Here is a 24,828-nt window from a genome sequence, read left to right as displayed (position 1 = left end):
GGGTGGGCGTGGGCGTGCTCCCCGCGCCCCCGACGCCCAGCCCGGCGAGCGAGACGACGTTGCGCGTGCCGTGCTCCGGGTCGGGCACCTTCGCCGAGTCCGGGTACGTGTCACCGATCATCTCCCACACACCCCAGGAGTGCTCGCCTCGAGGGTTGTAGACGTCGCTGCCACCGAAACCACGCGGGTCGATCTTCGCGGTGACGAAGTCGTCCCCGGGCTTCGACTGGGCGATGATCTGACCGAACGGGTTCATGACGAACGCCCACCCGGCGGCGGGTGAGACCACCCACGTGCCGCCGGTCATCGCATACATGCGCGCGGCGGACTCGGCGACGCGTCCGTCCTCCCAGAAGGAGACCCCGGTGTTGTCGGTCGGGTTGTAGGGCCACGCCAGGACGTGGACGTTCTCGCCCTTCGCGTGCATCGGGTACGTCATCTGCGGGTGCAGGTGCTCCCAGCACTCCAGCATCCCGATCCGGCCGAGCGCGGTCTCGGTGACCTCCAGGTTGCCGTCCATCACGTCGTCGGAGAAGAAGTTGCGCTCGCTGCCGGACGGGCGGATCTTGCGCCGCGTCTCGAGCACTGCGCCGTCGGGTCCGATCAGCGCCTGGCCCATGTAGAGGTGGTCGCCCTCGCGCTCGGCGAAGCCCATCGACAGGTAGACGTCGTGTTCGTCGGCGATGTCGAGCAAGCGCTCCCAGTTCGCGTCGCCCACGGTCAGGGCGTTCGCGGCGTAGTCCGGGAAGTTCGCCGCGGCCCAGCTGGGATCGGAGTTGATCTGGCGGGGGAAACCGGGAAGCCAGAGCTCGCCGAACGTGACCAGCTCGGCGCCGGAGGCGGCGGCATCCGCGGTGAGTCGGTCGGCGAGGTCGAGGCTGGCGTCGAGATCGAACTCGACGGATGCCGCGCTGATCGCTGCAACGGTGTACGGCTCGGTGGTCACGGGGACGACCGCGTGGGCGACGCCGGCGCCCGCGAGTCCCAGCGTGACGCCGGTGACGGCACCGACGGTGAGTCCGCGGAGGAGTGTCGTTTTCATGCTGCTCATTTCTCGGGTGTGAGGAGGGTCGTGATCGCCATTGACCGTCGACTCACGAGTCAATGAACCAACGCCCCGGCTGTCATGGCAGTGCGTGCCGAGAATGTGGCACTTCGTGCATTTCGGGCGGGAACGGGGCCGCGGAAATCGGGGGGAAACACAGCACGCGATGCCAGGAAACACGGACCCGGCACTCTCGGCGCATGCAGACAGTCACGGACGCCGCGGAGTGGGAGGACCTGGTCTCCGCCAGCTTCGTCCCCCTGAGCGTCCGGTCGATCGATCGCGACTTCGTCGGTTCGGTCCACTCCGTCGCCTGCGGTCCGCGCACCGCTGTCCACCGTGTGCGCTCCGCTGCCACTCACCTCGTGCGCGCGTCCGTCGATGACTCCTCGCCCACGAGCGTCCTCCTCTACGTGCAACGACACGGACGCGGGCAGGTCGACCAGTTCGGTCGCTCGGCGCAGCACGGACCTGGCGACGCCGTCGCCTACCTGACCGATCGGCCCTACCAATTGCGGTTCCCCGACACCGGGGAGGGCATCGTCGTCCACGTGCCCCTCGAGCAGCTCACCGCATCCCGAGCGAACATCGAGGCCCTGACCGCGCGCACCCTCCCGGCCCGGACCGGCATCCGAGCCCTCAGCGCCTACCTCTCCGAGGTTCTCGATGGCCGATCGGATGCCTCTGATCTGAACGAGACCGTCGTCTACCTGGTGGATGCGATGCTCTCCGCCCTGCGTGACCATCACGTCGACACCCCCGACAGCGCCATCCGCGCGCGATTCGCGCGGTACGTGCACACGCGTGCGGCCGATCCAGCCCTGACCGCCGCGGTAGCTGCACGCGCATTGGCGGTGTCGCCGCGGAGGCTGTACGCGGCGTTCGAGGCCCATGACGAGTCACCCGCCGCCATCATCCGTCGCCGACGCATCGCGATCGCCCGGGCGGCTCTCGCCGCGACCGACGATCCGGTGTCGGACATCGCACTGCGCTCGGGCTTCTCGGACGTCAGCACGTTCCACCGCGCGTTCAAGGCCCATGCCGGGATCAGCCCGAGAACCTTCCGCCACGAGGCGATCGCGCGACGCGCCCACGATCTGAGCGCCACCTCGCCGGCGGCGAGCGCCTGACCGGGACCCGCGTCACGGTGCTGCCGGCGGACACGCCGACCGCACCGCCGGGTAGCGTGGAGGCCATGCCCGTGCGCTCCCCCTGGTCGTGCGTCCTCTGGGACGTCGACGGAACCCTCGTCGACGCGTCCGAGGGCATCCTCCGCCGTCTGACCATCACCCTCGAACACTTCGGGCGGAAGCCGCCGACGCGCGGCGAGCTCTCGCACTGGATCGGGCCGCCGATGTTCGAGTCCTTCCAGGTGAACGTCGGTATGACGCCTGCCGAGGCGACCGAAGCCGTCACCTTCTACCGCGGACTGAACAAGAGCGAGGGCTACACCGGCAGCGCGCAGCTCTACCCGGGCGTCGCCCAGCTCGTCCACGATCTGCACGCGGCCGGGATTCCGCAGTCGACCGCGAGTTCCAAGCCCGAGGTGCAGGTCGTTGCCCTCATGGACCACTTCGGTCTCGCCTCCTCGCTCGAGGCCACCGTCGGCGCGTCGCCCGACGAGCGCACGCTCAGCGCGAAGTCCGACATCGTGCGCGAAGCACTGCGGCGCCTGGAGGTGCGCGGCTACGACACCTCGCGCCCCGTCCTCATCGGCGATCGGCACCATGATGTCGCAGGCGGCGCGGATGCCGGTGTGCCGGTGATCTTCGTCCGCTGGGGCTTCAGCTGGCCGCACGAGGCGGACGGCGCGCAGGCCGCAGTGGATGACACGGACGAGCTGCGCGCGCTGCTCCTGGTGCCGGAGCCCGCGGCCGAGGAGCAGTTCGTCGCCGGTTCCACCGACGGTGTCTGACATCGGCTGGACGCTTCCGGCGTCGCTCGCGCTGCTGGCTGCGCTCGTGGTCGTCGCCGTCGTCGCACTGATCGTCCGCGCACGCCGACGGTCTCCGAGAGCCGCCGCAGCCGCAGCCGCCGAGCGGACCGCCGCCGAGTCGGCGCTCTTACGCCTGGACGACGCGGCGACGGACTTGGACATCGCCTTCGAAGCGGCCGACGTCCTCGGCGACGACGATGCGCCCACCGATCTGCGGCGAGCGCGGGCGGCGGCCCTGCGGGGGCGCGACCGAGGATTCGCCGAGGTCGCCGCTCTCGCGTCGTCGACGCGGCTCCCGTCCGATCGGCGCACTGACGCCGTGCGGCTGCGCGACGACCTGGAACGTCGGATCGCCGCCGTCGACGTATCCCACGCCCGGCTGACGGCGTGGGCGGGAACGCACGGCAGCACCACCTCGCGCATCGTCGCGGCTCGAGCCCGACGCGAGGAGATCGCGCGCACGAGCGGCGATCCCGCACGGCTCGTCGCCGACGTGCGCGAGCGGTTCGACGACGTGGAGTGGGCGGATGCCGACCGCGCCGACAGCGAGGCACGGGCGGCGCTGGAGCGCGCCGACGCCGCGCTGAACGCCGCCGACGACGCCGTCGACGACCCTGCCGTCGCCGAGCCGCGGGTCCTCGAGGCGACCGCGGCCCTGCGCCGGGCCGGGCGGATGCTGCGCGCGATCGAGGACGCGCACCGCATCACGCTGCAGGCCGCAGACAACGCGGCCGTCGAGATCGCCGCCGCCCAGGCCGAGATCGCGGCGGCGAGGGAGATCGTGCAGGCCCGCCCGGCCGCGTGCGCGCCCGATGCCGCCGAGCGTCTGGCCGTCGTCGCGGCGGAGATCGACGCGGCTGCCGGGGCACTCCCCCGCCGCCCGCGCGCGGCGATCGAGACGGTGGCTCGTGCCCGCGAGGTGCGCGACGATGCGCTCGGCGCGGCGCCGAGCGCGCGTCATCGGCTCGAGGCCGCCCGCGCCGCCCTTCCCGGCACCCTCGCGTGCGCCCGCGCGGCCGTCGCCGCGGCCGAGGCCTTCGCGGATGCGCCGACGATCGAGGTCCGACTCCGTCTCGACGCCGCTCGACGCGACCTGGCCGCTGCCCGCGCCGCCACCGATGCCGGCCAGGCCCTCTCCGCGGCTCGCGCGGCGTGGAGAGCCGCGGAGCACGGGTGAACGCGCCGCCCCGGCGCCACGGTGCCCTATCGTGAGCGTCATGGGGGAGAGATTGACCTTCCGTCGCGTCGCCGCGGTCACCCGCCGTCTCCCGGCCACCGCCGCGCTCGTCGTCATCCTGCTCGCGGTGGGTGTGGCATCCGCCGGCTTGTGGTCGCCGTTCGCGGCCTCACCGCTGCACGACACCGTCGCCTACGGGCTTCCGTCGCTGGAGGACGGACGGTGGTGGACCCCGCTCACCGGAACGTTCTTCGTGTCCGTGCCGTGGCTCTATCCCGTGCTCATCGTGGGACTGGCCGGAATGGGGTATCTGGAGTTCCGTCGCGGTTCACGCGTGGCCGCGGCCTACTTCGTCGGCGGACAGCTCGGTGCGGTGCTCCTGGCATCCGCGGTGCTCTGGGCGGCCGCCTTCCTCCCCTGGCCGTGGGCTCAGGAGCAGGCCACCGCACTCGACGTCGGCCCCTCCCCCGGAATCGTGGTGTGCCTCGCGGCGGCGATCTCTCTGCTCCCGTCGCCGTGGCGTCTGCGCGCGTGGACCGTGCTGGTGGCCGTGGTCTCGGTGGTCTTCCTGTACTGGGGATCGCTCAACGACCTCGAGCACGTGCTGGCCGTGGCCCTCGTTCTCGGCGTCGACCGGTCGTTGCGCCCCCAGGGGGTGTCGGTCCGGGAGCAGCGTCTGATCGCGTTGGTCGTCGTGTGCGCGCTCGGAGCGATCGACATCCTGACGTACCTCAGCCCGACCACCGGTCCGTTCGGCACGTCCGCACCGGTGTCGGGTTCGTGGGTCGACGTCGCCGTGAACACCGTCGTCGTCCTCGTCGTCGCCACCGGTCTGCGCCGGGGACGCCGATGGGCGTGGGTGCTCCTGGTGATCTACGGAGCGCTCAACGCCCTTCTGCTGGTCCTCCTCGGGGTGATCGTGCTGGCGGTCGGTCTCGGCGGCATCGAGGGCACGATCGATCTCGACCTCTCGATCACGTTCGCGTCGTCCGTCACGTGGGTCGTGGCATCCGTCTACCTGATCCTCGTCCGCGGGGCGTTCCGCGCGCGACCGCGCGCAGCGCTCGGCGACACGCCCGCCCCCGACGTCGAAGCCGTGAAGACCGAGCTCCGCGCCACCGGCGGCGGCACCCTGTCCTGGATGACGACGTGGGAGGGGATGTCGTACGCGCGCTTCGGCCGCGGGATCGTCGCGTTCCAGCGACGCTCGGGTGTCGCCCTCGCGCTCGGCGATCCGCTCGGCCCCGTGGACACGCGAGCCGACACCGTCCGGTCCTTCGTCGAGCGGGCCGAGAACGCCGGCCTCGCGCCGTGTTTCTTCAGCGCCGGCGACGCCACGCGGCAAGCTCTGCCGCCGGGCTGGCGCAGCATCGTCGTCGCCGACGACACGATCGTGGACCTTCCCGGTCTGCAGTTCACGGGCAAGGCGTGGGGAGCCGTGCGCACGTCGCTCAACCGGGCGGAGCGCGAGGGGATGACCTTCCGGCTGTCCCGCCTCGCGGATGAGACCTGGGGCGTGCGGCAGCAGCTGCGCGCGATCTCGGAGAGCTGGGTGGGTGACAAGGGGCTGCCGGAGATGGGCTTCACCCTGGGCACGCTGCAGGAGGCCGGCGACCCCGAGGTGCGCGTCGCCCTCGCGATCTCACCGGCGGGCGACGTCGACGGGTTCCTGTCCTGGCTGCCGATCTACGGCGAGGGCGGCGTGCGCGGGTGGACGCTCGACCTCATGCGGCGACGGGACGGCGGCTTCGGGCCCGTCATGGAGTACCTGATCGGCTCGTCGGCGAAGGCGTTCTCCGAGGAGGGTGCCGAGGTGATGTCGCTGTCGGGCGCGCCGCTGGCGCACGAGTATCCCGAGGATGCCGGGACGATCGCCGATCTGCAGAAGCGGCTGTCCGAGATCCTCGAGCCGGTCTACGGCTTCTCGTCGCTGCACCGGTTCAAGCAGAAGTTCCACCCGCGGTACGAGACGATGTACCTGCTCTTCCGGGACGAGGCCGATCTCACGCGCATCGGAGCCGCCCTGACCCGGGCGTTCCTGCCGCATGCGACGTTGCGGCAGTTCGCCGCGGCCGGCCTGGACCTGGTCCGGCCGGAGCGCTGACCGCGCCGCGCGCGGACGGCGCAGCGGCGGAGTCCCTCAGAGCGGTCGGATGTTCTCTGCCTGCAGGCCCTTGGGACCCTGCGCGACGTCGAACTCGACCCGCTGGTTCTCCTCGAGCGAGCGGTATCCGCCCGACTGGATGGCGCTGTAGTGGGCGAAGACGTCCTGACCGCCCTCATCCGGAGCGATGAAGCCGAAGCCCTTCTCCGAGTTGAACCACTTGACCGTGCCCTGCGTGCTCATCGACGTGCCGTTCTGCGCTGTGCCGGCACCGAGCGCGCCGGTCACTGCCCACGCTAACGGCTGCCACCCGAGCCGCGCACGGGACCGTGACACAAACGTTGCACGCCGTTACGGGCGCACTGCCCTTGAGCCCATACGACGCCCGGGCTGAGCAGAAGCTCGAAGCCCGGGCGTCGACGGATCCCCCCGGATATGTCACGCAAGGCGTGACGGCGATCACTTTACCTCCGCGAAAGCACTTCGCGCGACACGAAACCTATGAATTCCTGACTTATGACGGCGATGTGTGATAACCGAGCGGCATAGACTCCGCGTGTGGACGCGCGGCGACAGCCTTCCGCCCTCGTCGACGAGGCGTATGCGGCCCTCGGCGAGGCGATCGTCGACGGGCGCCTTCGGCCCGGAGACCGGCTCCGCGACATCGAGTTGGCGGCCCACATGGGCATCTCCCGCACGCCCGTGCGCGAGGCGCTGCAGCGCCTGCAGGCGATCCGGCTCGTCGAGGTCTCGCCCCACCGCTTCACCCGCGTGAGCACCCCGACGGCGCAAGAGATGTCGGACATGCGCGACTACGCGGTGCACATGATCGCGATGACGATGCACCTCGCCCTGCCGCGCTGCTCGGATGACGACATCGCCGAGGGAGTGCGTCTGTTCGGCGCCGTCGCGGACGCCGCCCGCTCGCAGTCGTCGCCCGCCTACGTCGACGCCGGCTTCGCCCTGCTCGCCCACTTCACGCACGCGTCCGGCAACATCGTGTTGCGCGAGACGTTGCGTCAGACGGAGTTCGTCGTGCGGCGGAACCTCCAGGGGTGGATGTGCGCCGGCGAGGGTGACTGCGACGAGCTGTTCGACGGACTCGCCGAGGCGATCCGCGACCGCGACACGGCGCGCTCCGCTCACCTCTGGCTCACGCTGCACGGCCTCTACTGACGCCGTCGCGCCGAGCGCAAGGCATCCCGTCGCCGGCGACCGGCCCGATAACGTGACGCCATGACCCGCATCGAGCTCCGCGACCTCCGTGACGACGACCGGGATGCCGCGTACGCCGCGGTGCGCGCGAGCGCATCGTCGTGGCCGCGCGGCGCCTTCGCCGACCGCGGCGCCTTCGATGAGTGGGTGGACGGAGACCTCGTCACGGCGCGCGCGATCGTCGACGGCGACGAGGTGGTGGGCCTCGCCGCGACGCTCGACGTCGACGGAGATCGCGAGGCGCTTCTGGCGGTGTCGCCCCGCACGACGCGGGAGTCCGCGACCGAGGCGCTGCGCCTGCTCACCGCGCTCGAGCCGGAGCGCCCGTTGTACGCCTGCGTCGCGGCCGACGACGACCCCTTCCACGCCGCTCTCGCGCACCTCGGCTTCGTCGAGCACGAGCGCGACGGCGCCGACATCGTCTACGTGCTGCCGCCGACGCTGGAGTGACCCTCGCGGCTCACCGTCGCGCGAGCACGGCGACGACCGGACGGTGGTCGCTGCCGGCGTCGTCGAAGTCGGTGCGCACCTCGAATCCGCGCACGCTCCACGCCGAGCCGACGAGAACGTGGAGGATGACGTCCGCACCGACGCACTGCCGGGCGACCCAGTCGATCCCGGCGCTCCACTCGTCGACGATGAGCGGGAGCGGCGGGAGGGGATGGGCCGCGACGAGTGTCGGCCCGGTCCCGTCGGCCGGTCGCCAGAGGCCGCTGGGGACGCCCGGCGTGGAGCCCGCGGTCGTGTCGAGCACGTAGGGCCCGAGGGCGTCGGAGATGAGGATCGAGGTGGGAACCGGACGGATGACATTCGGCCGAACGGCCCTCCTGCATACCCTAGGGGGGTATGGTATCCAGCATGAACGGGTACGACGGGCACAAGGGCGATCTGCAGAAGCGACTGCGCCGGATCGAGGGCCAGGTGCGCGGGATCGCGCGGATGGTCGATGAGGACAAGTACTGCATCGACATCCTCACGCAGGTCTCGGCCGCCACGAAGGCGCTCGAGACGGTCGCGCTGTCGCTCCTGTCGGATCACCTCAGCCACTGCGTCGCCGAGGCCAGCGCGGAGGGCGGCCAGGTCGCCGCCGACAAGATCCGCGAGGCCAACGACGCCATCGCCCGCCTCGTCCGCTCCTGACCCCCGAGGAGAACACCATGACCGATCGCATCGACCTGGGCCTCCGCGACATCCGCGGCGGCGAGACCCCGGCATCCACTCCCCTCCCCGACGACGCCGTCGTGCAGCACGTCGGCGTCACCGGGATGACGTGCGCGCACTGCGTCCGCAGCGTCACCGAAGAGATCTCCGAGATCGCCGGCGTGCGGGGGGTGTCGGTCGACCTCCACGTCGGCGACGTCTCGCGCGTGACGATCGCCAGCACCACCCCTCTCGACACCGCGCTCGTGCGCGACGCCGTGGAGGAGGCCGGCTACTCCCTCGCGGACGTGCCCGCATGAGCGCCACGGACGTCGAGCTCGACATCACCGGGATGACGTGCGCCTCGTGCGCCACCCGGATCGAACGCAAGCTGAACAAACTGCCCGGCGTCGAAGCCTCGGTGAACTACGCCACCGAGAAAGCGCGCGTGCGCGGCGACGACCTCGACCCGGCGGACCTCATCGCGACGGTCGAGGCCGCGGGCTACCGAGCCGAGGTGCCCGCGCCCCCGGCCGCTTCCGAGGAAGAGACGGGCGATCCCGAGACCGCCGCCCTGCGCCGCCGGTTGCTCATCAGTGCGGCGCTGGCCGTGCCGGTGGCGGTGCTGTCGATGATCCCGGTGCTGCAGTTCGAGAACTGGCAGTGGCTCGCACTCACCCTCACGGCGCCGGTCGCGGTGTGGGGCGCCTGGCCGTTCCACCGCGCGGCCGCGGTCAACGCGCGCCACGGCGCCGTGACGATGGACACGCTCATCAGCCTCGGCGTCATCGCGTCGTTCGGATGGTCGCTGTATGCCCTGTTCCTCGGCGGGGCCGGGATGCCGGGCATGACGATGAGCTTCACGCTCTTCGGCGCCCCCGAGGCCGGCGCCCACGAGATCTACCTCGAGGTCGCCGCACTCGTGACCGTGTTCCTCCTCGCCGGACGCTACGCCGAGGCGCGGGCACGCGCGGCGTCGTCGAGCGCGCTGCGGGCCCTGCTGAACCTCGGCGCGACCTCGGCGACCCGTCTCGTCGACGGCCGCGAGCGTGAGGTACCGGTCGCGAGCCTCGCGGTCGGCGACGTCGTCGTCGTGCGGCCCGGCGAGAAGATCCCCTCCGACGGCCTGGTCGTCGAGGGAACGTCGGCGGTGGATGCCGGCATGCTCACCGGCGAGTCCACGCCGGTCGAGGTGACACCGGGCGCGCGCGTCGTCGGCGCGACGATCAACGTCGGCGGACGCCTCGTCGTCGAGATCACCCGCGTCGGAGCGGACACCGAACTCGCCCGCATGGGCCGGCTCGTCGAAGAGGCGCAGACCGGGAAGGCCGAGGTCCAGCGCCTCGCGGACCGGGTCTCCGCGGTCTTCGTCCCGGTCGTCATCCTGCTCGCCGTCGCGGCCTTCGTCGGGTGGCTCGTCGCCGGCGGGTCGCTGGAGCTCGCCTTCACCGCCGCCGTCGCGACGCTCATCATCGCGTGCCCGTGCGCCCTCGGCCTGGCCACCCCGACGGCCCTTCTCGTCGGGACGGGTCGCGGCTCGCAGCTCGGCATCCTGATCCGCGGTCCGCAGGTGCTCGAGCAGACGCGCCGCGTCGACACGATCGTGCTCGACAAGACGGGCACCGTCACGACGGGGCGCATGGCCGTGACCGACGTCCTTCCCGCCGAGGGCGTGAGCCGCGACGAGCTGCTCGCCGCCGCCGGGGCCGTCGAGGCCGCGTCCGAGCACCCGGTGGGGCGCGCGATCGCCGCGGCCGCGGGGAGTGTCCCGCCCGTGGAGTCGTTCGCCGCGCACGCCGGGTTGGGCGTCCAGGGAATCGTGGACGGTTCGGCCGTGGTCGCCGGTCGGCTGTCGTGGCTGCGAGATCAGTGGAGCGTGGGGCCGTCGGCATCCGGTCCGGATCTCGACGCTCTCGCAGAGCGGGCCACGATCGTCGCCGTCGCCCGCGACGGGCAGTACCTCGGCGCGATCGCGGTCGCCGACACGGTGAAGCCGACGAGCGCCGAGGCCATCGTGCGCTTCCGCCGTCTGGGGCTGCGACCGGTGCTGCTGACCGGAGACAACGCCGCGACCGCCGCGCGCGTGGGCGCCGAGGTCGGGATCGACGACGTCCGCGCCGAGGTCACCCCGGCCGAGAAGCTCGAGGTCGTGCGAGCGCTGCAGGCCGAGGGGCGGGTCGTGGCGATGGTCGGCGACGGCGTGAACGATGCCGCAGCCCTCACCGCCGCCGATCTGGGAATCGCGATGGGCGGAGGGACGGATGCCGCGATCGCGGCGAGCGACGTGACGGTCGTCTCGGGCGACCTGCTCGTCGTCGCCGACGCCGTCCGGCTCGCGCGCCGGACGCTCAGCACCATCAAGGGCAACCTGTTCTGGGCGTTCGCGTACAACGTCGCGGCGATCCCGGTGGCGATGGCGGGCCTGCTGAACCCCGTCGTCGCGGCCGCGGCGATGGCGCTGTCGTCGGTGTTCGTCGTCACCAACAGCCTGCGCCTGCGGCGGTTCCGCGCCGAGCCGTCCGCGGGCTGAGGTCCAGAGAGAGGGATGCCATGACCTCGCACGACCACCACGAGCACACCACGGCGGCGGCCCCCGCGCACGGCGGTCACTCCGCGCACGGGGACCACGGGGGCCACGCGGACCATGTCGCGCGGTTCCGCCGACTGTTCTGGATCATGCTGGTCTTCGCGGTGCCCGTCGTGGGGTTCTCCGCGATGTTCGCCGATCTGATCGGCTACGCCCTCCCGGACGCGGCCTGGGTTCGCTGGGTGTCCCCGGTTCTCGGCACCGTCATGTACGCGTGGGGCGGTGCACCCTTCCTCAGCGGGGCCGTCTCCGAGATCCGCAGCCGCGCCCCGGGCATGATGCTCCTGATCGCCCTGGCGATCACCGTCGCGTTCCTGGCATCCTGGGGCGCCAGCCTCGGCCTGCTGCACCACGAGCTCGACTTCTGGTGGGAGCTCGCGCTGCTGGTCGTGATCATGCTGCTCGGGCACTGGATCGAGATGCGCTCGCTCGCGCAGACCACCTCCGCGCTCGATTCGCTGGCGGCGCTCCTCCCCGACGAGGCCGAGCGGGTCGAGGGCGAGGCGACCGTGTCGGTCGCGCCCGCCGAACTCCGCGTCGGCGATGTCGTCGTCGTCCGGCCGGGCGGGCGCGTCCCCGCCGACGGCCGGATCGTGCAGGGATCGGCGCGCTTCGACGAGTCGATGATCACGGGCGAATCCCGTGCCGTGCATCGCGACGAGGGCGACGCCGTGGTCGCGGGCACCGTCGCCACCGACTCCGGCGTGCGCGTCGAGGTCACCGCCGTCGGCGACGACACCGCTCTCGCCGGGATCCAGCGGCTGGTCACCGAAGCGCAGGGTTCGACCTCGCACGCCCAGCGCCTGGCCGATCGCGCCGCAGCATGGCTGTTTTGGTTCGCGCTCGGATCGGCTGCGGCCACCGCGGCGGTCTGGACGCTCATCGGGATGCCGGACTCCGCGGTCGTGCGCACGATCACTGTCCTCGTCATCGCGTGCCCGCACGCCCTGGGTCTCGCGATTCCCCTCGTCGTCTCGATCGCGACCGAACGCGCCGCCCGTGGCGGAGTCCTGGTGAAGGATCGCCTGGCGCTCGAGAGCATGCGCACGGTCGACACCGTCCTGTTCGACAAGACCGGAACGCTCACGCGCGGCGAACCGGCCGTGACGGCGATCGAGGCGGGCCCCGGCACCGATGCCGACACCGTGCTCGCGTGGGCGGCCTCCGCCGAGGCGGACTCGGAGCACCCTCTCGCCCGGGCGATCGTGCGCGCCGCCGACGAGCGGGACCTCGCGGTTCCGGCATCCACCGACTTCTCGTCCTCTCCCGCGGTCGGGGTGCGGGCGGTCGTCGACGGCAGAGTGGTGCGCGTGGGCGGCCCCGCCCTCCTCGACGAGGAGGGCGCCGAGGAGCTGCCGGTCGCCGAAGAGTGGCGCAACGACGGATCGATCATTCTGCATGTGGTCGTCGACGGTCGCGCGGTGGGTGCCCTGCGCCTGGCCGACGAGATCCGACCGGAGTCCGCGACCGCCGTGCGCGCGCTGGCCGACCGCGGCATCGAGGTCGTGATGATCACCGGCGACGCCCAGCCCGTGGCCGCCGCCGTGGCCCACGAGCTCGGCATCCGTCGGTTCTTCGCGGGAGTGCGCCCCGAGGGCAAGGAGTCCACCGTCGCCGATCTGCAGGGAGAGGGGCGACGCGTCGCGATGGTCGGCGACGGCGTCAACGACGCTCCGGCCCTGGCGCGCGCCGACGTGGGGCTGGCGATCGGAGCGGGAACCGACGTCGCGATCGCCTCCGCCGGTGTCGTGCTCGCCAGCGACGACCCGCGCTCGGTGATCTCGGTCATCGAGCTCTCGCGCGCGAGCTACCGCAAGATGCGGCAGAACCTGTGGTGGGCGGCCGGGTACAACCTGATCTCGGTGCCGTTGGCCGCGGGCGTGCTCGCGCCGATCGGGTTCGTGCTGCCGATGTCGGTGGGCGCGATCCTGATGTCGCTGTCGACGATCGTCGTGGCACTGAACGCTCAGTTGCTTCGTCGGCTCGACCTGCGTCCCGACTCCGTCGCCCCGGTACGCGACATGCGATGAATCAGGGCGTGCGGAGGTCGGCATCCACAGTCGATCCATCGCAGGCGTCGTGTCCATGTAGCCTCGCGTCATGCTCACATCACCGCGAATCCCCAGCCTGGGGATCGCGCGGCGCGAGGGCTGATGCAGTACGCCTTCGTCGATGAGTCCGAGCCGAACGGCACTGGGCACGGCGGCCCGTACATCATGGTTGCGTCGATGCCGCTCGTGGAGGACTTAGATGATCTTCGGCAGCGTCTCATGCGACTCAAGCCTCGGCGCCAGAAGAAGTTGCACTGGTACGAGTCAGTCGACTCCGTGCGAGCGGCAACCATCGAGCTGATCTCCGAGATGCCGTTCATCCATTGGGCAGTGGTCGTCGAGCCACCGGGCAGCGACTCCGCAGAACGTCGGCGGCGCAGCTGCATGGAACGACTGTTCCACGAGGTGGAGGGACTCGAGGCCGTCGACCAGGTTGTGATGGAATCTCGCGGTCAGGCGGACGATCGGCGGGACATGAGGATGGTCTCCAACCTTCGAACCCGGCGGGTGATCACGGGTTCTATTCGGGTGAACCACTACCGAGGTATCGAGGAGCCGCTCCTCTGGGTGCCCGACGCTGTATGCGGAGCCATGAACGCCAGGCTCGCCGGAGATTCGCAGTGGAGCGATCGGCTCGCTCGCCAACTATGGGTGTGCACCTGAGAAACGCGAAACCCGGGCCCCACAAACAGCAGGAAATCCCGGGCTCACTTCCCCTACCACCGCGATGGAGAGGCATCGGGGAGATGCTATCAGTGGATTGTAAAAAAAGTAAGTCACGCGCACCATGAGGTGATGGCATCCCTCGATGGACCGCACCCGCTGAGTTCGAAGCTGCAGATCCGTCTGCCCGTCAAGATCGCTCGCTCGCTATCCATCGGGCCCGGCGACGAGTTCTTCTGGCGGGTCAGCGACGAGCTGCCGGGCATAATCCAACTGGTTCCCGCGGAGGTCGTGGAGCGTCGCTACGCCGTCGGTGAGACCTTGGAACGTCTTGACACTGCGAGTGCCTCCGAAGATCCTCTGACCGAGATTGCCGAAGCTGGAGAACAGGATTGCTCTTCGACTGAAAGCTAACCGCCCGCGGATCAGGGCGTGCGGAGGTCGGCCTCGATGGCGCGGGCCGCGGCGAGGAGCGCGGGGATCAGCCTCTCGGCGACCTCGGCCTCGCTGTAGCGCCCGCTCGTCATCGACAGGTTGATCGCGGCCACGACCTCGCCGCCGCGCGAGCGCACGGGAGCGGCGAGCGACTGCAGACCGGGCTCCAGTTCACCGTCGACCCGCGCCCAGCCCTGCGCGCGGACCCGATCGAGTTCGTGACGCAGGGCTTCGGGGTCGGTGAGGGTGCGCGGTGTCAGGGCCGTCAGCGGGACACGCTCGAGCACCTCGTCGCGGACGGGGGCGGATGCCGCGGCGAGCAGCACGCGGCCCATGCTCGTGGCCGCGGCCGGAAAGCGCGTGCCGACCGTGATGCCCACCGACATGATGCGGCGGACGGGGACGCGAGCGACGTAGACGACCTCGGCACCGTCCAGCACCGCCGCCGAAGCGCTCTCGCCGACCGAGCGCGACAGCGCCTCGAGGTGCGGCTGCGCGACTTCGGGCAGCGACAGGGCCGAGAGGTAGCTGTAGCCGAGCTCGAGCACGCGGGGCGTGAGCGCGAAGGATCGGCCGTCGTTGCGAACGTACCCGAGGGTCTGCAGAGTCCGGAGGAATCGGCCGGCGGCCGCGCGCGTGACCCCGGCGCGCCGCGCGACGTCGCTCAGCGTCAACTCGGGGTTCTCGGCGTCGAACGCGCGGATCACCGCGAGGCCCCGGACGAACGCCTGCACGACCTCGCCCGCGCCGTCGCCGTCGTCGGCGGGCGCGGCGTCGGTGGGCGCGGCGTCGGTGGGGTCGGCGTCGGTAGGGTCGGCGTCGGTCACCGGCTCACCCTATCCGCCGCGCGTCGGGCTCCACGGCCCCGGGCCGCGCCGCCCCGGTCACCGCTCGAGAACGACGGCGAGACCCTGCCCCACACCGATGCAGATCGCGACGACCGCGACACCGGAGCCACGGCGCGCGAGCTCGTGCGCCGCGCGCCCGATGATGCGGCCGCCGGACGCCCCGAGCGGGTGGCCGATCGCGAGCGCCCCGCCGTGGACGTTGAGCTTCTCGGGGTCGAGGTCGGGCCACCCGGCCAGGCACGCGAGCGACTGCGAGGCGAAGGCCTCGTTGAGCTCGACGAAATCGACGTCGGCCCAGGTCTTCCCCGCGCGGGCGAGCGCCTTGTTCGCGGCCTCGATGGGGGCGATGGGGAACACGTCGGGGTCGACGCCGTGGGCCGCACGGCCCGCGATCCGCGCGAGCGGCTCGCCGTCCAGCGCCCCCTCGGCGCCGATGAGCACCGCCGAGGCGCCATCGTTGATGGGCGACGAGTTGCCCGCCGTCACGCTCCCCTGACCGTCCGCGGCGAACAGGGCCTTCAGCCCCGAGAGCTTCTCGACCGAGGTGTCGTCGCGGATGCTCTCGTCCCGGGCGAGCGCGACTCCCGGCACCGGCACGATCTCGCCGTCGAAGACGCCCGCCGCCCACGCGGAGGCGGCCCGCTGATGCGACCGCGCCGCGAAGGCATCCTGCTCTTCCCGCGTGATCCCCCACTCGCGCGCGATCTTCTCGGCGGACTCGCCGTTCGAGATGGTCCAGTGCTCCGGCAGCGCCCTGTTGGTCATGCGCCACCCGATCGCGGTGTTCCACATCGTCGCGTTACCCACCGCGGGGAAGGGCTTCGGCGACTTCTCGACGACGTAGGGCGCGCGGCTCATGGACTCCACGCCGCCGGCGAGGACGATCTCGGCATCCCCCGCCTCGATCGCGCGCGAGGCCTGGATGACGGCCTCGAGCGATGAGGCGCACAGGCGATTGACGGTGGTGCCGGTGACGGTCGTCGGGAAGCCGGCCAGCAACGCCCCGAAGCGCGCGACGTTGCGGTTGTCCTCACCGGCCTGGTTGGCGTCGCCGAAGATCACGTCGTCGATCCGGGCGGCATCCAGTCCGGTGCGCTCCACGGTCGCGGCCATGACGAGAGCGGCCAGGTCGTCGGGGCGCACCGCCGACAGCGCTCCCCCGGCGCGGCCGAAAGGCGTGCGGACGGCGTCGTAGACGTAGCTGGCGGTCATCTCAGTCTCCTCGGGCGATCAGGGGGAGACCGAGTAGGTCCTCGATCTCGGCGTGCGTGTTATCGCCGAACAACTCCCGCACGCGGAAGCCGGCGGGGGTGACGTCGAAGACGCCGTGGTCGGTGTAGACGCGCGAGACGCAGCCGACACCCGTGAGCGGGTACGTGCACGCGGCGACGAGCTTGGGTGCGCCCTGCTTGGTGAGCAGGTCGGTCATGACGTAGACGTCCTTGGCCCCGATCGCGAGGTCCATCGCGCCGCCGACCGCGGGGATCGCGCCCGGTTCGCCCGTCGACCAGTTCGCGAGGTCGCCGCCGGCCGAGACCTGGAAGGCACCGAGCACGCACACGTCGAGGTGTCCCCCGCGCATCATCGCGAACGAGTCCGCGTGGTGGAAGTACGCCGCACCGGCGAGCGCCGTGACTGGCTGCTTGCCGGCGTTGATGAGGTCGGGGTCGACCCGTCCGGCCACGGGCGCGGGGCCCATGCCCAGCATCCCGTTCTCGGTGTGCAGCACGATCTCGAGGCCCTCGGGCAGGTAGTCGGCCACGAGCGTCGGGGCACCGATGCCGAGATTGACCACGGCACCCTCGGGGATGTCGGATGCCACGCGCGCGGCGAGCGCGGTACGCGAGACGCGGGTGGTCACGATGCCTCTCCGCTCCGGGCGAGCGGTCGCCCTTCGATGTCGACGCCGCCGACGAAGGCGCCGTCGCGCAGCCAGGGGCGCTCCCCCACCGCGACGACCCGGTCGACGTAGAGCCCGGGAGTGATCACGGACTCGGGGTCGAGGTCACCGAGGGGGACGATCTCATCGACCTGCACCACGGTGGTCGTCGCCGCCGCGGCCATGATCGGCCCGAAGTTGCGGGCGGTCTCGCGGTAGACGAGATTGCCCCACCGGTCGGCGCGGCGAGCGCTGATCAGGGCGACGTCGGCGTGGATCGGGTACTCGAGCACGTAGTCGCGATCGCCGATACGACGGGTCTCCTTGCCGTCGGCGAGTTGCGTGCCGAACCCCGTGGGGGTGAAGAAGCCGCCGATCCCGGCGCCGGCCGCCCGGATCCGCTCCGCGAGGTTGCCCTGCGGAACCAGCTCCAGCTCGATCCTCCCCTCGCGGTAGAGGGAGTCGAACACCCACGAGTCGCTCTGCCGCGGGAACGAGCAGATCATCTTGCGCACCTGGCCGGCCTTCAGCAGAGCCGCGAGCCCGGTGTCGCCGTTGCCGGCGTTGTTGTTGACCACCGTGAGGTCGCGCGCGCCGTGGGCGATGAGCGCGTCGATGAGCTCGACCGGCTGGCCCGCGCGCCCGAAGCCGCCGATCATCACGGTCGCGCCGTCGGCGATGCCGGCCACGGCCGCCGCGACGTCGGGCACGGTCTTGTCGATCATGGTTCCTCTGTTCGTTCAGCGAACACCTGTTCGCAAATGCACGATACTCCGCGATTGGGTGCCGCGCCAGTGGCATCCCCTGTGCGCCGAGAACAGGCGAAGCGACGAGAACAGGCCGACGTACGCCGAATCAGCCTGTTGCGGACACTTCCCCTGTTCTCGGCGCACCCTTGTCGCACGGCACGGACCGTGTTCGGATGGAGCGATGGGGTGGATCGTTCTCGTCGTCGCCGGTGCCGCGCTGTGGTGGTGGTCGCTGGCGCTCGCGCTCCGCGCCTACCGGGGAGAACGGATGCCACTGTGGGCCACGCCGACGAAGGCTCCGGGCCGCGCGGTCGTGCTGCGCGCCGCGGGAACGGGCCTCGCCGTCTTCGGGACGGCGATGGCCTCGCCCGCTCTGACCGCCTCGGCGCCGGCGGCGTCCGTCGTCGCGATGGCCACACTGATCGTGCTGCTCCTCGCCCCGTACGTCGTCGGGGTCGCGATCCACAATCGCCGGGTCCGCCTGCCCGAGTGATGCGATCCGGGGCGCCGTCGTCTATTCGGATGAGATTCACGTGACATTCGTCGAAGTGGCCGGCGCCGCCGAGAAGCAGAATCCCGCGGAAAGACGGGGATATCCGCCTCGCGCGCACCGGAAACCCCGGACACCCGCCCGCACCGATGCGCTTACCGTCTGGGCATTGGGATCGTCCGCGGAAGCGTCGATGGTCTCGACGCATTCGGTGTCCGTTCGGGTCGGGCGCCGACGCTGGGCGGGGGCCGCATTGGGGGCGGCCCCCGCCCCCCTCTTCTCCGCGGCCGGACACACGGATGCGGGCGCGCGGTCCGAAGACCCCGCGCCCGCATCGATCGAGTCGTGACGGCTCAGCAGAGGCCGGTCGACGTGCTGCTGTAGCAGATCGACGTGCTCCAGGAGCTGGCGAAGACCTCGCTGCGCTCGGTCTCACCGCGCTCGAGCGTCTGCAAGGAGAGCAGGTATCCCATTCGTGTCACCTCCCCCCGGACCTCGTGCCCGCACTCGGGCAACGTCGACCGGGGGGAGGTCGAGAAACGGCACCGACAGGCGCCGTTGGTCACGGAGGCTCGCGAGAGTCCACAGCACACCGGCGGAACCGGTGGCCAGGTCGCACGAGAGGCGCAGAAGGGCGCGGCCGGGGTAGCCCACGCCCTCCGGCCGGGGAACAGCGTGCAGGGCCAGCGCTCGCGTGTGGCGCCGCAGCGCGGCCGCGCGGTCGGCGGTGACCGGACCCGACCCCGCGAGGAAGAGCATCAGCCCACTGCGGCCCTGGAACAGCCCCGATTCGAGCACGAACTCGGGATGGGCGGCGAGGTCGAGGGCCGGGAGCGCCGCGGCGAGCTCGGTGGCGGGGTCCCGCTCGATCAGCGCGGCGAGCGCGTGCGCCACTCCTGCCGACCCCGAGCCCAGGTACGGCAGCAGCCGCCATCCTTCGTTCATCTGGAGCGAGCCGTCGGCGGTCGGCACGCACCGGGCGAGGTCGGAACCGATCGCCGCCTCGGCCAGCTCGAGGAGCCCACGGTCGCCCCCGCGGTCGAACAGTGACAGCGCCAGCAGCGCGGCTCCGCTCGGGCCGCGCAGCAGCCCACCCGCTCCGGTCGCCACAGGAGCCGACGAGCGTTCGCGCCACCCGTCCGCGCGCTCGGCCACCTCGTCGAAGATGCGCCGTGCCTCTGCGACGAGTTCCGGATGCCGATCCGCCAGACGCAGCAGGCCGAGAGCGGTCCCCGCCGGACCGCCGTACAGACCGGGCGCCTCCCACCGCAGCGGGGAATCGAGGCAGCGTTCGAGCGCCACGTCGGCCGTACCGGGGTGTCCGAGCATCTCCCACGAGGCCGCGGCTCCCGCCAGACCGTCCATGAGCCCCGACCGTGCGGGCGCCGTCCGCATCGCGTCCGTGCACCAGTCCACGAGCCGCTCCGGCGCGTTCCCGGTCGCCGCGTGCAGGGCGAGGAGCGGCCCGAGCGCGCCGTGGGCGAGGGCGTAGGGCGGCTCGTCGAACTGCGCGGGATCGCCCGGCCACAGCCGATCGCCCCGGTCGGGGGTGGCATCCGCGACGAGCTGGCGCGAGACGTCCTGGACGAGGGGCGAGAGAGCGTCGTCGGACGGTTCGCCGACGGACGCGGGCGCGTCGCCGTCGAGGCGGAACCGTTCCGTGACCCATGCCCTCACCTCCGCCTCTTTTCCCGGGTGCAGGTCGAGCAGCGGGGTCATCGGCGCGAAGAGGAACAGCTGGATGCGGCGCACCGCGAACAGGTCCGCGGCCGCTCCGCCGCGAGCGTCCGCCGAGACGAAGTCGGGCGCGACGAAGCCGGGCGCGCCGATCGCGACGGGCGCGTTCTCGACCACCGGCCGGGACATCTCGAAGTCGATGAGGGTGATCTCGCCGTCGTCGTCGACGAGGAAGTTGCCGGGGTGCACGTCGCCGTGAGCGAAGCCCGCCGCGTGCACGCCCTCGATGATCTCCTGCACGCGATCGCCCACGTCTCGCGCCCATTCCCGGTACGCGTCCACGTCGGCCTCGTCGACGGCGGCCGACACGAGTGGATGCCGAGCGACCACGGCCTGATGCAGGGGAACCCCGCGCGCGCGTTCCAGCACGAGGTACCGGTGCCCCAGGGCGGCGAAGTCGCGGACCAGCGCGACCGTCCCGCGGCCCGGAAGCTGTCGGAGGATGCGGGCCTCGCGCTCCGCGCGCTGCACGGCGGTGAGGCCGTCCGGGGTCACGCCCGCGTGCGGCCGTGCCTCCTTCACCACGACCTCTCGCCCGGCATCCGTGGCGGTGTAGACCCCGCCCGCGTTGGAGTGGTGCAACACGCCCGTGACGTGCGGGAACCCCTCGGGGGGGCGCAGTTCGCGCAGCTCGTCGACCAGCTCCCGCAGGAAGGGCGGGATGCCGACCCACGCGGGCGGCTCGAACCCGGGGCGTCGCAGGTCGGCGACCAAGTGCCCCTCGGGATGCCGGATCGCCGGTGTCTGCACACCGTCGATCTCGACGAACATCCGGTGGAACCCGCCGTAGCGCACGAAGACCGGGCCCTCGTGCCAGCGGAGGTCGGAGAGGATGTGGGGGCCGTCCAGGTCGACCGTGAGGCGGCCGAGGTCGATCAGGGTGCGATGGAGCTGCGCGGTCGAGACCGGGTAGATCGTGACGAACTTGCCCGACCCCTCACGTCCGGCATCCTTGGCATTCGACGCGGCGAGCACGCCCGCACTCGAGAGGTGCTTGAACGCGAGGCCCTCTTGAACGCAGTAGGCGGAGACGATCTGCAGCAGGAGCTCGGCGGCATCCGGAACGATGCTGAGGTGCACCTTCCAGCCCTGCTCGGGGAGCGTGCTGCCGCGCGGCTCGAAGTAGCTCCAGATGCCGTCGTCGACGTGACCCCACGACGGATCGACGTCCGCGACGAACGGGCGGTCGGTCTCCGGCGCAGCACGCCGACGGGGGTGGTCATAGAAGACCCTGTCCGCGCGGGCGAACACCGGATAGATCGCGTCCATGCCCCCACCCCTGCCTCGATTGCGCCGAAAGGACGCGGCGCGAGGCCATGGTGTGTTCGAGGAAGGAGTGCGTGCGGGATGGAGCCGATGCGGACGTCACCAGCGGAGGTGGGCTATTCGGCCGATCACGCGGCCAATCGCTCGCTCCGGCCGAGAGGGTCGGGGCGGAAAAAGAGTGCCCTCAGATTCGTCCGTTCGGATGAGACACGAGCTCGGAACGCACGCGGACTCCCCAGAGGGCGAGCTGGGTGCGATCGGTGGCTCCGACCTTGCGCATCGACGATTGGATGTGGCTGCGGACGGTGTTCACCGACACGACCAGCTCGGCCGCGAGCTGCTCGTTCGAGGTGATCCCATCGCTGAGCAGGTGCACGATACGACTCTCGGACGGGCTGAGGGATGCCACCTTCACCCGGTCGTCCTGGCTGAGGCGACGCTGCGCGATGTCGGTGAGGACGGAGCGGGTCACGCGCGACGACATCAACGCGTCGCCGCGATGTGCGGCCCGGATCGCTTCGACGAGCTGTGAGCTGTCGTGGGTCTTCAGGAGGTAGCCCGAGGCGCCGTTACTGAGGGCGCGCATGACGAGGTGATCCTCGCCATGGCTGGTCAGGGCGATGACGCGCGTCGCTCCGCCGGACTCGTCGACGACCGCGCGGATGGCGTCGATGCCGTTCATCTCCGGCATCTCCAGGTCCATCAGCACGACGTCCGCCTGCTCGGTGATCGCGCCCTCCACGGCATCCCGACCGTTCGCCGCCTCACCGACGACGGCGATCCCCTCCGCGTGCTCCAGCCGCAGCCGCACGCCGCGCCGGAACGGGCGGTTGTCATCGGCGATGAGCACCCGAATGGGCACACTGTCAGTCACGTACGTCCTCCGTCGTCCGCGGGAGCGGGATCTCCACCCCCACGCGCCATCCCCCTTCGTCGTCCGCGGCAGCGTGGAGCGACCCGTCGACGAGGGTGAGCTTCTGGCGCAGGTTATCCAAACCCCAGCCCAGTCCGAGACCACCTTCGTCGGCGCGAGGTTGGCGCGGGGCGCCATTGACGACGGTCGCGTTCAGCCGCCCCGGGTCGATGTCGACCCGGATGCGCACAGGGGCGCCGGCGGCATGTTTGGCGGCGTTCGACAAGGCTTCCTGGACGGCGCGGTACGCCGTCGTCGAGACGACGACGGGAGGAGTCTCGGGGTCGCCGTGGGTCTGCGCGGTGACATCCATGCCGCGCTCCCGCCAGAACACGACGAGATCGTCGAGATTGCGCAGGTCGGGGGTCGGGGTGTGCGCGGTGGCCTCCACGGCGCGGAGGTCACCGAGCGCGCCGTACAGGCTCGCCGCGGCGTAGCGCCCCTCGGCCCGAACCTCGTCGATGAGCCGCAGCGCCTGCTGCGGATGCGCGGGCGCGAGGTCGGCCGACGCGTCGCACAGCGAGACCAGCCCGGCCAAGTGCTGCCCGGCGACGTCGTGGAGTTCTTGAGCGATCCTGCCCCGCTCGGCGGTGCGCGACGCCTCGATCGCCTCGGCCTGCTGCATCTGCAGGTCGAGGGCGTGCTGGCGTGCCCGCTCGGTCCGCCGTTCGAGCACGGCCCACAGGATCCCCAGCGTCACGCCGGCGAAAGAGAGGGATGCCAGCGACGTGCCCTCCGTGAGGAGGAAGCCCGCGATCGCTCCGGGTGGGGCACCCACGCTCGCCGCCCATCCGACGAGGGCTGCGAGCGCCCCGACGACGCCGGCCGCCGCCCACGCGGCGGCCACGGGGATCGACCGGGCACTGCCCAGTGCGAACATCGCGATCGCGATGACGAGTTGCATGGGCGTCGCCCAGGTGGGGACGCCCAAGACCACCGCCACCAGGAGATAGCAGGCGAGCGCGCCGAGCACCGCCAGCTCGGGACGCGAGGCCAATTGCGAGACACAGATCGCCTGCGCGAGGCAGATGACCGCGACGAGCGTGATGACGACGTGCGGCGACAGGGTGTGGGCCCACTCCCCCGTGCCGCCCATGATCGCGAGTACCGGGTCGCTGCACACCTGCACCACGGTGGCGAGGAACACCACGGCGAGGAACACGGGCGAGCGCATCGTGGCCACGACACCGTTCACTCCGCGCGGCGGCAGCAGGCCGTCGGGGGCCGCGGGCTCTTCGGAGAGGGACACCGGATCCGCTGTCTGGGCGGTCATGGGAAGAGCGGCTCGTGAGGGCCGAAGGCCCGGCGCGACGGGGTTTCCATAAGGAGCATTCTCCTGTGCGGGGGTCCGAACAGGGCAGCACAGCCGCGGACTGCGGTGAAACGGCCTTCGCCGGGCGTGCGGCGCGACAGCCCTCCCGCTCCCGCACAGAACAATAAAGGCCCCGGGATGAACCCGGGGCCTTCGTCGTTCTGTGCGCGAGGGGGGACTTGAACCCCCACGCCCTTGCGGGCACTGGCACCTGAAGCCAGCGCGTCTACCTATTCCGCCACTCGCGCGCGTCTCGGCATCCGTGGATGCACTCAACTTCCCGAGAATATCACGCCCGCCAGCGCGCGACGAAACGCGCGTCCCACCCCGCATCCATGTGGTGCCCAGGCGTGCTGACTACGATGTGCCTACTGGTCTGCCTGCCTGAAGGAGTCTCGTGGGACTACTCGACAGTTTCGAGAAGGGTCTCGAACGCGCCGTCAACGGTGCGTTCGCGAAGACCTTCCGCAGTGGCATCCAGCCGGTGGAGATCGCTTCTGCTCTGCGCAGCGAACTCGACAAGAAGGCTGTGGTCGTCACGCGCGACCGCATCCTCGCGCCCAATTCGTTCTCGGTGCGTCTGTCGCCCGCCGACGACGAGAAGATGAGCGCTCTGGGCTCGACGCTCGTGTCCGAGCTCGACACGCTGGTCAAGAAGCACGCGCGTACGCAGGGCTATTCGTTCGCGGGGCCGGTCACCATCTCGATCGAGCGCGATGCCTCACTGTCGACGGGCACCCTCCGCGTGGACTCGCAGACCAGCGAAGGCCAAGTGTCGTGGCGGGGCGTCGTCGACATCAACGGCACGCGGCATCCGCTGACGAAGGCGCGCACGGTCATCGGCCGCGGCAGCGACGCCGACATCACGATCCCCGACGCCGGCACGAGCCGCAAGCACGTCGAGATCCTGTGGGACGGCGAGCGCGCGATGGTCCGCGACCTCGGTTCCACCAACGGCACGAACCTCAACGGTCGCAAGGTGTCCGAAGCCGCTCTGCCGCCGGACTCCACCATCTCGATCGGTCGCACCAATATCGTGTTCCGTGTGGTCGCGCAGGCACAGACCGCACGGCGAGCGGCGCCGTCCGATGCGACGCAGCTTTTCGACGTTCGGGAGCGGGGACCCCTGTCATGAGTCCGTTGACCCTTCTGCTGCTCCAGGGCGGATTCCTCATCCTGCTGTGGTTCTTCGTCTTCGGTGTCGTGTATTCGCTGCGCGCCGACCTGTTCGGTGTGAAGGTACGCAAGCTCCCCGAGCCCGCGGCATCCGCCCCCGCCGCC

At 71.2% G+C, this 24,828-nt stretch carries 24 protein-coding genes, 1 tRNA gene and 1 pseudogene; 15 read left to right on the top strand and 11 right to left on the bottom strand.

Features of this window, described 5'->3' with window-relative positions; all coding sequences use genetic code 11:
- On the bottom strand, positions 1-1,051 hold a 1,051-nt coding region (locus FE256_RS12185; protein ID WP_138175988.1), incomplete at its 3' end, for a nitrilase-related carbon-nitrogen hydrolase.
- 194 nt (positions 1,052-1,245) lie between these two features.
- On the opposite strand from FE256_RS12185, the gene FE256_RS12180 reads away from it, so the two are divergent.
- The 4 genes from FE256_RS12180 to FE256_RS12165 all read left to right on the top strand — a co-directional run bounded on the left by FE256_RS12180 (position 1,246) and on the right by FE256_RS12165 (position 6,262).
- Positions 1,246-2,175 (top strand): AraC family transcriptional regulator, encoded by a 930-nt coding sequence (locus FE256_RS12180; RefSeq protein ID WP_171024318.1) that lies wholly within the window; start codon positions 1,246-1,248, stop codon positions 2,173-2,175.
- Between the two features lie 65 nt (positions 2,176-2,240).
- Positions 2,241-2,960: an HAD hydrolase-like protein gene (locus FE256_RS12175; RefSeq protein WP_138175984.1), complete on the top strand. Its 720-nt coding sequence runs from the start codon at positions 2,241-2,243 to the stop codon at positions 2,958-2,960.
- Positions 2,953-4,158 carry a hypothetical protein gene (locus FE256_RS12170; RefSeq protein WP_138175982.1) on the top strand — a complete coding sequence of 402 codons (1,206 nt, stop codon included), beginning with the start codon at positions 2,953-2,955 and terminating at the stop codon, positions 4,156-4,158. The genes FE256_RS12175 and FE256_RS12170 overlap by 8 nt, the downstream gene beginning before the upstream one ends.
- 40 nt (positions 4,159-4,198) lie before the next feature.
- Entirely contained in the window at positions 4,199-6,262 is a 2,064-nt protein-coding gene (locus FE256_RS12165; protein WP_138175980.1) for a bifunctional lysylphosphatidylglycerol flippase/synthetase MprF, read from the top strand.
- Positions 6,263-6,298: 36 nt separating this feature from the next.
- Here FE256_RS12165 and FE256_RS12160 read toward each other — a convergent pair whose 3' ends face one another.
- Positions 6,299-6,505 (bottom strand): cold-shock protein, encoded by a 207-nt coding sequence (locus tag FE256_RS12160; protein WP_076492588.1) that lies wholly within the window; start codon positions 6,503-6,505, stop codon positions 6,299-6,301.
- Between the two features lie 315 nt (positions 6,506-6,820).
- On the opposite strand from FE256_RS12160, the gene FE256_RS12155 reads away from it, so the two are divergent.
- On the top strand, positions 6,821-7,438 hold the full coding sequence (locus FE256_RS12155) for a GntR family transcriptional regulator (RefSeq protein ID WP_138175978.1): 618 nt from the start codon (positions 6,821-6,823) through the stop codon (positions 7,436-7,438).
- Positions 7,439-7,498: 60 nt separating this feature from the next.
- Positions 7,499-7,927 (top strand): hypothetical protein, encoded by a 429-nt coding sequence (locus tag FE256_RS12150; protein ID WP_138175976.1) that lies wholly within the window; start codon positions 7,499-7,501, stop codon positions 7,925-7,927.
- 10 nt (positions 7,928-7,937) lie between these two features.
- Here the strand turns inward: FE256_RS12150 and FE256_RS12145 are convergent, their stop codons facing one another.
- Complete coding sequence (locus FE256_RS12145; protein ID WP_138175974.1) at positions 7,938-8,231, bottom strand: endonuclease/exonuclease/phosphatase family protein; 294 nt, start codon at positions 8,229-8,231, stop codon at positions 7,938-7,940.
- Between the two features lie 104 nt (positions 8,232-8,335).
- On the opposite strand from FE256_RS12145, the gene FE256_RS12140 reads away from it, so the two are divergent.
- The 6 genes from FE256_RS12140 to FE256_RS12115 all read left to right on the top strand — a co-directional run bounded on the left by FE256_RS12140 (position 8,336) and on the right by FE256_RS12115 (position 14,332).
- Positions 8,336-8,617, top strand: a complete 282-nt coding sequence (locus FE256_RS12140) for a metal-sensitive transcriptional regulator (RefSeq protein WP_138175972.1) — start codon at positions 8,336-8,338, stop codon at positions 8,615-8,617.
- Between the two features lie 17 nt (positions 8,618-8,634).
- A complete protein-coding gene (locus FE256_RS12135; RefSeq protein ID WP_138175970.1) occupies positions 8,635-8,937 on the top strand; it encodes a heavy-metal-associated domain-containing protein in 303 nt (100 codons plus the stop codon).
- Positions 8,934-11,147, top strand: coding sequence for a heavy metal translocating P-type ATPase (locus FE256_RS12130; protein WP_138175968.1), 2,214 nt, complete (start codon positions 8,934-8,936; stop codon positions 11,145-11,147). Before FE256_RS12135 ends, FE256_RS12130 begins: the two co-directional genes overlap by 4 nt.
- A gap of 20 nt (positions 11,148-11,167) precedes the next feature.
- Positions 11,168-13,234 carry a heavy metal translocating P-type ATPase gene (locus FE256_RS12125; RefSeq protein ID WP_138175966.1) on the top strand — a complete coding sequence of 689 codons (2,067 nt, stop codon included), beginning with the start codon at positions 11,168-11,170 and terminating at the stop codon, positions 13,232-13,234.
- A gap of 123 nt (positions 13,235-13,357) precedes the next feature.
- Complete coding sequence (locus tag FE256_RS12120; RefSeq protein ID WP_138175964.1) at positions 13,358-13,918, top strand: DUF3800 domain-containing protein; 561 nt, start codon at positions 13,358-13,360, stop codon at positions 13,916-13,918.
- Positions 13,919-14,050: 132 nt separating this feature from the next.
- Positions 14,051-14,332 carry an AbrB/MazE/SpoVT family DNA-binding domain-containing protein gene (locus FE256_RS12115; RefSeq protein ID WP_212743515.1) on the top strand — a complete coding sequence of 94 codons (282 nt, stop codon included), beginning with the start codon at positions 14,051-14,053 and terminating at the stop codon, positions 14,330-14,332.
- A gap of 11 nt (positions 14,333-14,343) precedes the next feature.
- Here the strand turns inward: FE256_RS12115 and FE256_RS12110 are convergent, their stop codons facing one another.
- Genes FE256_RS12110 through FE256_RS12095 form a run of 4 tightly spaced genes read right to left on the bottom strand, consistent with a single transcriptional unit; the run spans position 14,344 to position 17,805 of the window.
- Positions 14,344-15,180 carry an IclR family transcriptional regulator domain-containing protein gene (locus FE256_RS12110; RefSeq protein WP_138175962.1) on the bottom strand — a complete coding sequence of 279 codons (837 nt, stop codon included), beginning with the start codon at positions 15,178-15,180 and terminating at the stop codon, positions 14,344-14,346.
- Positions 15,181-15,237: 57 nt separating this feature from the next.
- Complete coding sequence (locus FE256_RS12105; RefSeq protein ID WP_138175960.1) at positions 15,238-16,413, bottom strand: thiolase family protein; 1,176 nt, start codon at positions 16,411-16,413, stop codon at positions 15,238-15,240.
- A 1-nt stretch (position 16,414) separates the two neighbouring features.
- Positions 16,415-17,062 carry a 3-oxoacid CoA-transferase subunit B gene (locus FE256_RS12100; RefSeq protein WP_138175958.1) on the bottom strand — a complete coding sequence of 216 codons (648 nt, stop codon included), beginning with the start codon at positions 17,060-17,062 and terminating at the stop codon, positions 16,415-16,417.
- Entirely contained in the window at positions 17,059-17,805 is a 747-nt protein-coding gene (locus tag FE256_RS12095; protein WP_138175956.1) for a 3-oxoacid CoA-transferase subunit A, read from the bottom strand. The genes FE256_RS12100 and FE256_RS12095 overlap by 4 nt, the downstream gene beginning before the upstream one ends.
- 205 nt (positions 17,806-18,010) lie before the next feature.
- On the opposite strand from FE256_RS12095, the gene FE256_RS12090 reads away from it, so the two are divergent.
- Entirely contained in the window at positions 18,011-18,322 is a 312-nt protein-coding gene (locus FE256_RS12090) for a hypothetical protein (protein ID WP_138175954.1), read from the top strand.
- Positions 18,323-18,751: 429 nt separating this feature from the next.
- Here the strand turns inward: FE256_RS12090 and lanKC are convergent, their stop codons facing one another.
- From lanKC to FE256_RS12070, 4 genes are all read right to left on the bottom strand, one after another.
- Positions 18,752-21,325, bottom strand: coding sequence for a class III lanthionine synthetase LanKC (gene lanKC / locus FE256_RS12085; RefSeq protein WP_138175952.1), 2,574 nt, complete (start codon positions 21,323-21,325; stop codon positions 18,752-18,754).
- Between the two features lie 181 nt (positions 21,326-21,506).
- Positions 21,507-22,196: a response regulator gene (locus tag FE256_RS12080; RefSeq protein WP_252370999.1), complete on the bottom strand. Its 690-nt coding sequence runs from the start codon at positions 22,194-22,196 to the stop codon at positions 21,507-21,509.
- The gene (locus FE256_RS18495; RefSeq protein WP_138175948.1) at positions 22,189-23,508 is read right to left on the bottom strand and encodes a sensor histidine kinase; all 1,320 of its coding nucleotides are present in this window, start codon (positions 23,506-23,508) and stop codon (positions 22,189-22,191) included. The genes FE256_RS12080 and FE256_RS18495 overlap by 8 nt, the downstream gene beginning before the upstream one ends.
- Positions 23,509-23,711: 203 nt before the next feature.
- Positions 23,712-23,795, bottom strand: a tRNA-Leu gene (locus FE256_RS12070).
- Between the two features lie 149 nt (positions 23,796-23,944).
- Here FE256_RS12070 and FE256_RS12065 point away from each other — a divergent pair.
- Both FE256_RS12065 and FE256_RS18490 read left to right on the top strand, forming a co-directional pair.
- Positions 23,945-24,682, top strand: coding sequence for an FHA domain-containing protein (locus FE256_RS12065; protein WP_138175946.1), 738 nt, complete (start codon positions 23,945-23,947; stop codon positions 24,680-24,682).
- Positions 24,679-24,828, top strand: a pseudogene (locus tag FE256_RS18490) (FHA domain-containing protein FhaB/FipA); the annotation flags it as partial. The gene FE256_RS12065 and the pseudogene FE256_RS18490, both read left to right, overlap by 4 nt.

Source organism: Microbacterium sp. 5K110 (genome assembly GCF_005774735.1).
Classification (GTDB): Bacteria; Actinomycetota; Actinomycetes; order Actinomycetales; family Microbacteriaceae; genus Microbacterium.
This window is presented reverse-complemented; position numbering and strand designations above follow the sequence as displayed.

Coding starts and splice junctions, on each gene's coding strand:
- FE256_RS12180 (WP_171024318.1), top strand. CDS start 1,246: ATGCAGACAGTCACGGACGCCGCGGAGTGGGAGGACCTGGTCTCCGCC.
- FE256_RS12175 (WP_138175984.1), top strand. CDS start 2,241: ATGCCCGTGCGCTCCCCCTGGTCGTGCGTCCTCTGGGACGTCGACGGA.
- FE256_RS12165 (WP_138175980.1), top strand. CDS start 4,199: ATGGGGGAGAGATTGACCTTCCGTCGCGTCGCCGCGGTCACCCGCCGT.
- FE256_RS12160 (WP_076492588.1), bottom strand. CDS start 6,505: ATGAGCACGCAGGGCACGGTCAAGTGGTTCAACTCGGAGAAGGGCTTC.
- FE256_RS12150 (WP_138175976.1), top strand. CDS start 7,499: ATGACCCGCATCGAGCTCCGCGACCTCCGTGACGACGACCGGGATGCC.
- FE256_RS12140 (WP_138175972.1), top strand. CDS start 8,336: ATGAACGGGTACGACGGGCACAAGGGCGATCTGCAGAAGCGACTGCGC.
- FE256_RS12135 (WP_138175970.1), top strand. CDS start 8,635: ATGACCGATCGCATCGACCTGGGCCTCCGCGACATCCGCGGCGGCGAG.
- FE256_RS12130 (WP_138175968.1), top strand. CDS start 8,934: ATGAGCGCCACGGACGTCGAGCTCGACATCACCGGGATGACGTGCGCC.
- FE256_RS12125 (WP_138175966.1), top strand. CDS start 11,168: ATGACCTCGCACGACCACCACGAGCACACCACGGCGGCGGCCCCCGCG.
- FE256_RS12120 (WP_138175964.1), top strand. CDS start 13,358: ATGCAGTACGCCTTCGTCGATGAGTCCGAGCCGAACGGCACTGGGCAC.
- FE256_RS12115 (WP_212743515.1), top strand. CDS start 14,051: ATGGCATCCCTCGATGGACCGCACCCGCTGAGTTCGAAGCTGCAGATC.
- FE256_RS12105 (WP_138175960.1), bottom strand. CDS start 16,413: ATGACCGCCAGCTACGTCTACGACGCCGTCCGCACGCCTTTCGGCCGC.
- FE256_RS12095 (WP_138175956.1), bottom strand. CDS start 17,805: ATGATCGACAAGACCGTGCCCGACGTCGCGGCGGCCGTGGCCGGCATC.
- FE256_RS12090 (WP_138175954.1), top strand. CDS start 18,011: ATGGGGTGGATCGTTCTCGTCGTCGCCGGTGCCGCGCTGTGGTGGTGG.
- lanKC (WP_138175952.1), bottom strand. CDS start 21,325: ATGGACGCGATCTATCCGGTGTTCGCCCGCGCGGACAGGGTCTTCTAT.
- FE256_RS18495 (WP_138175948.1), bottom strand. CDS start 23,508: ATGACCGCCCAGACAGCGGATCCGGTGTCCCTCTCCGAAGAGCCCGCG.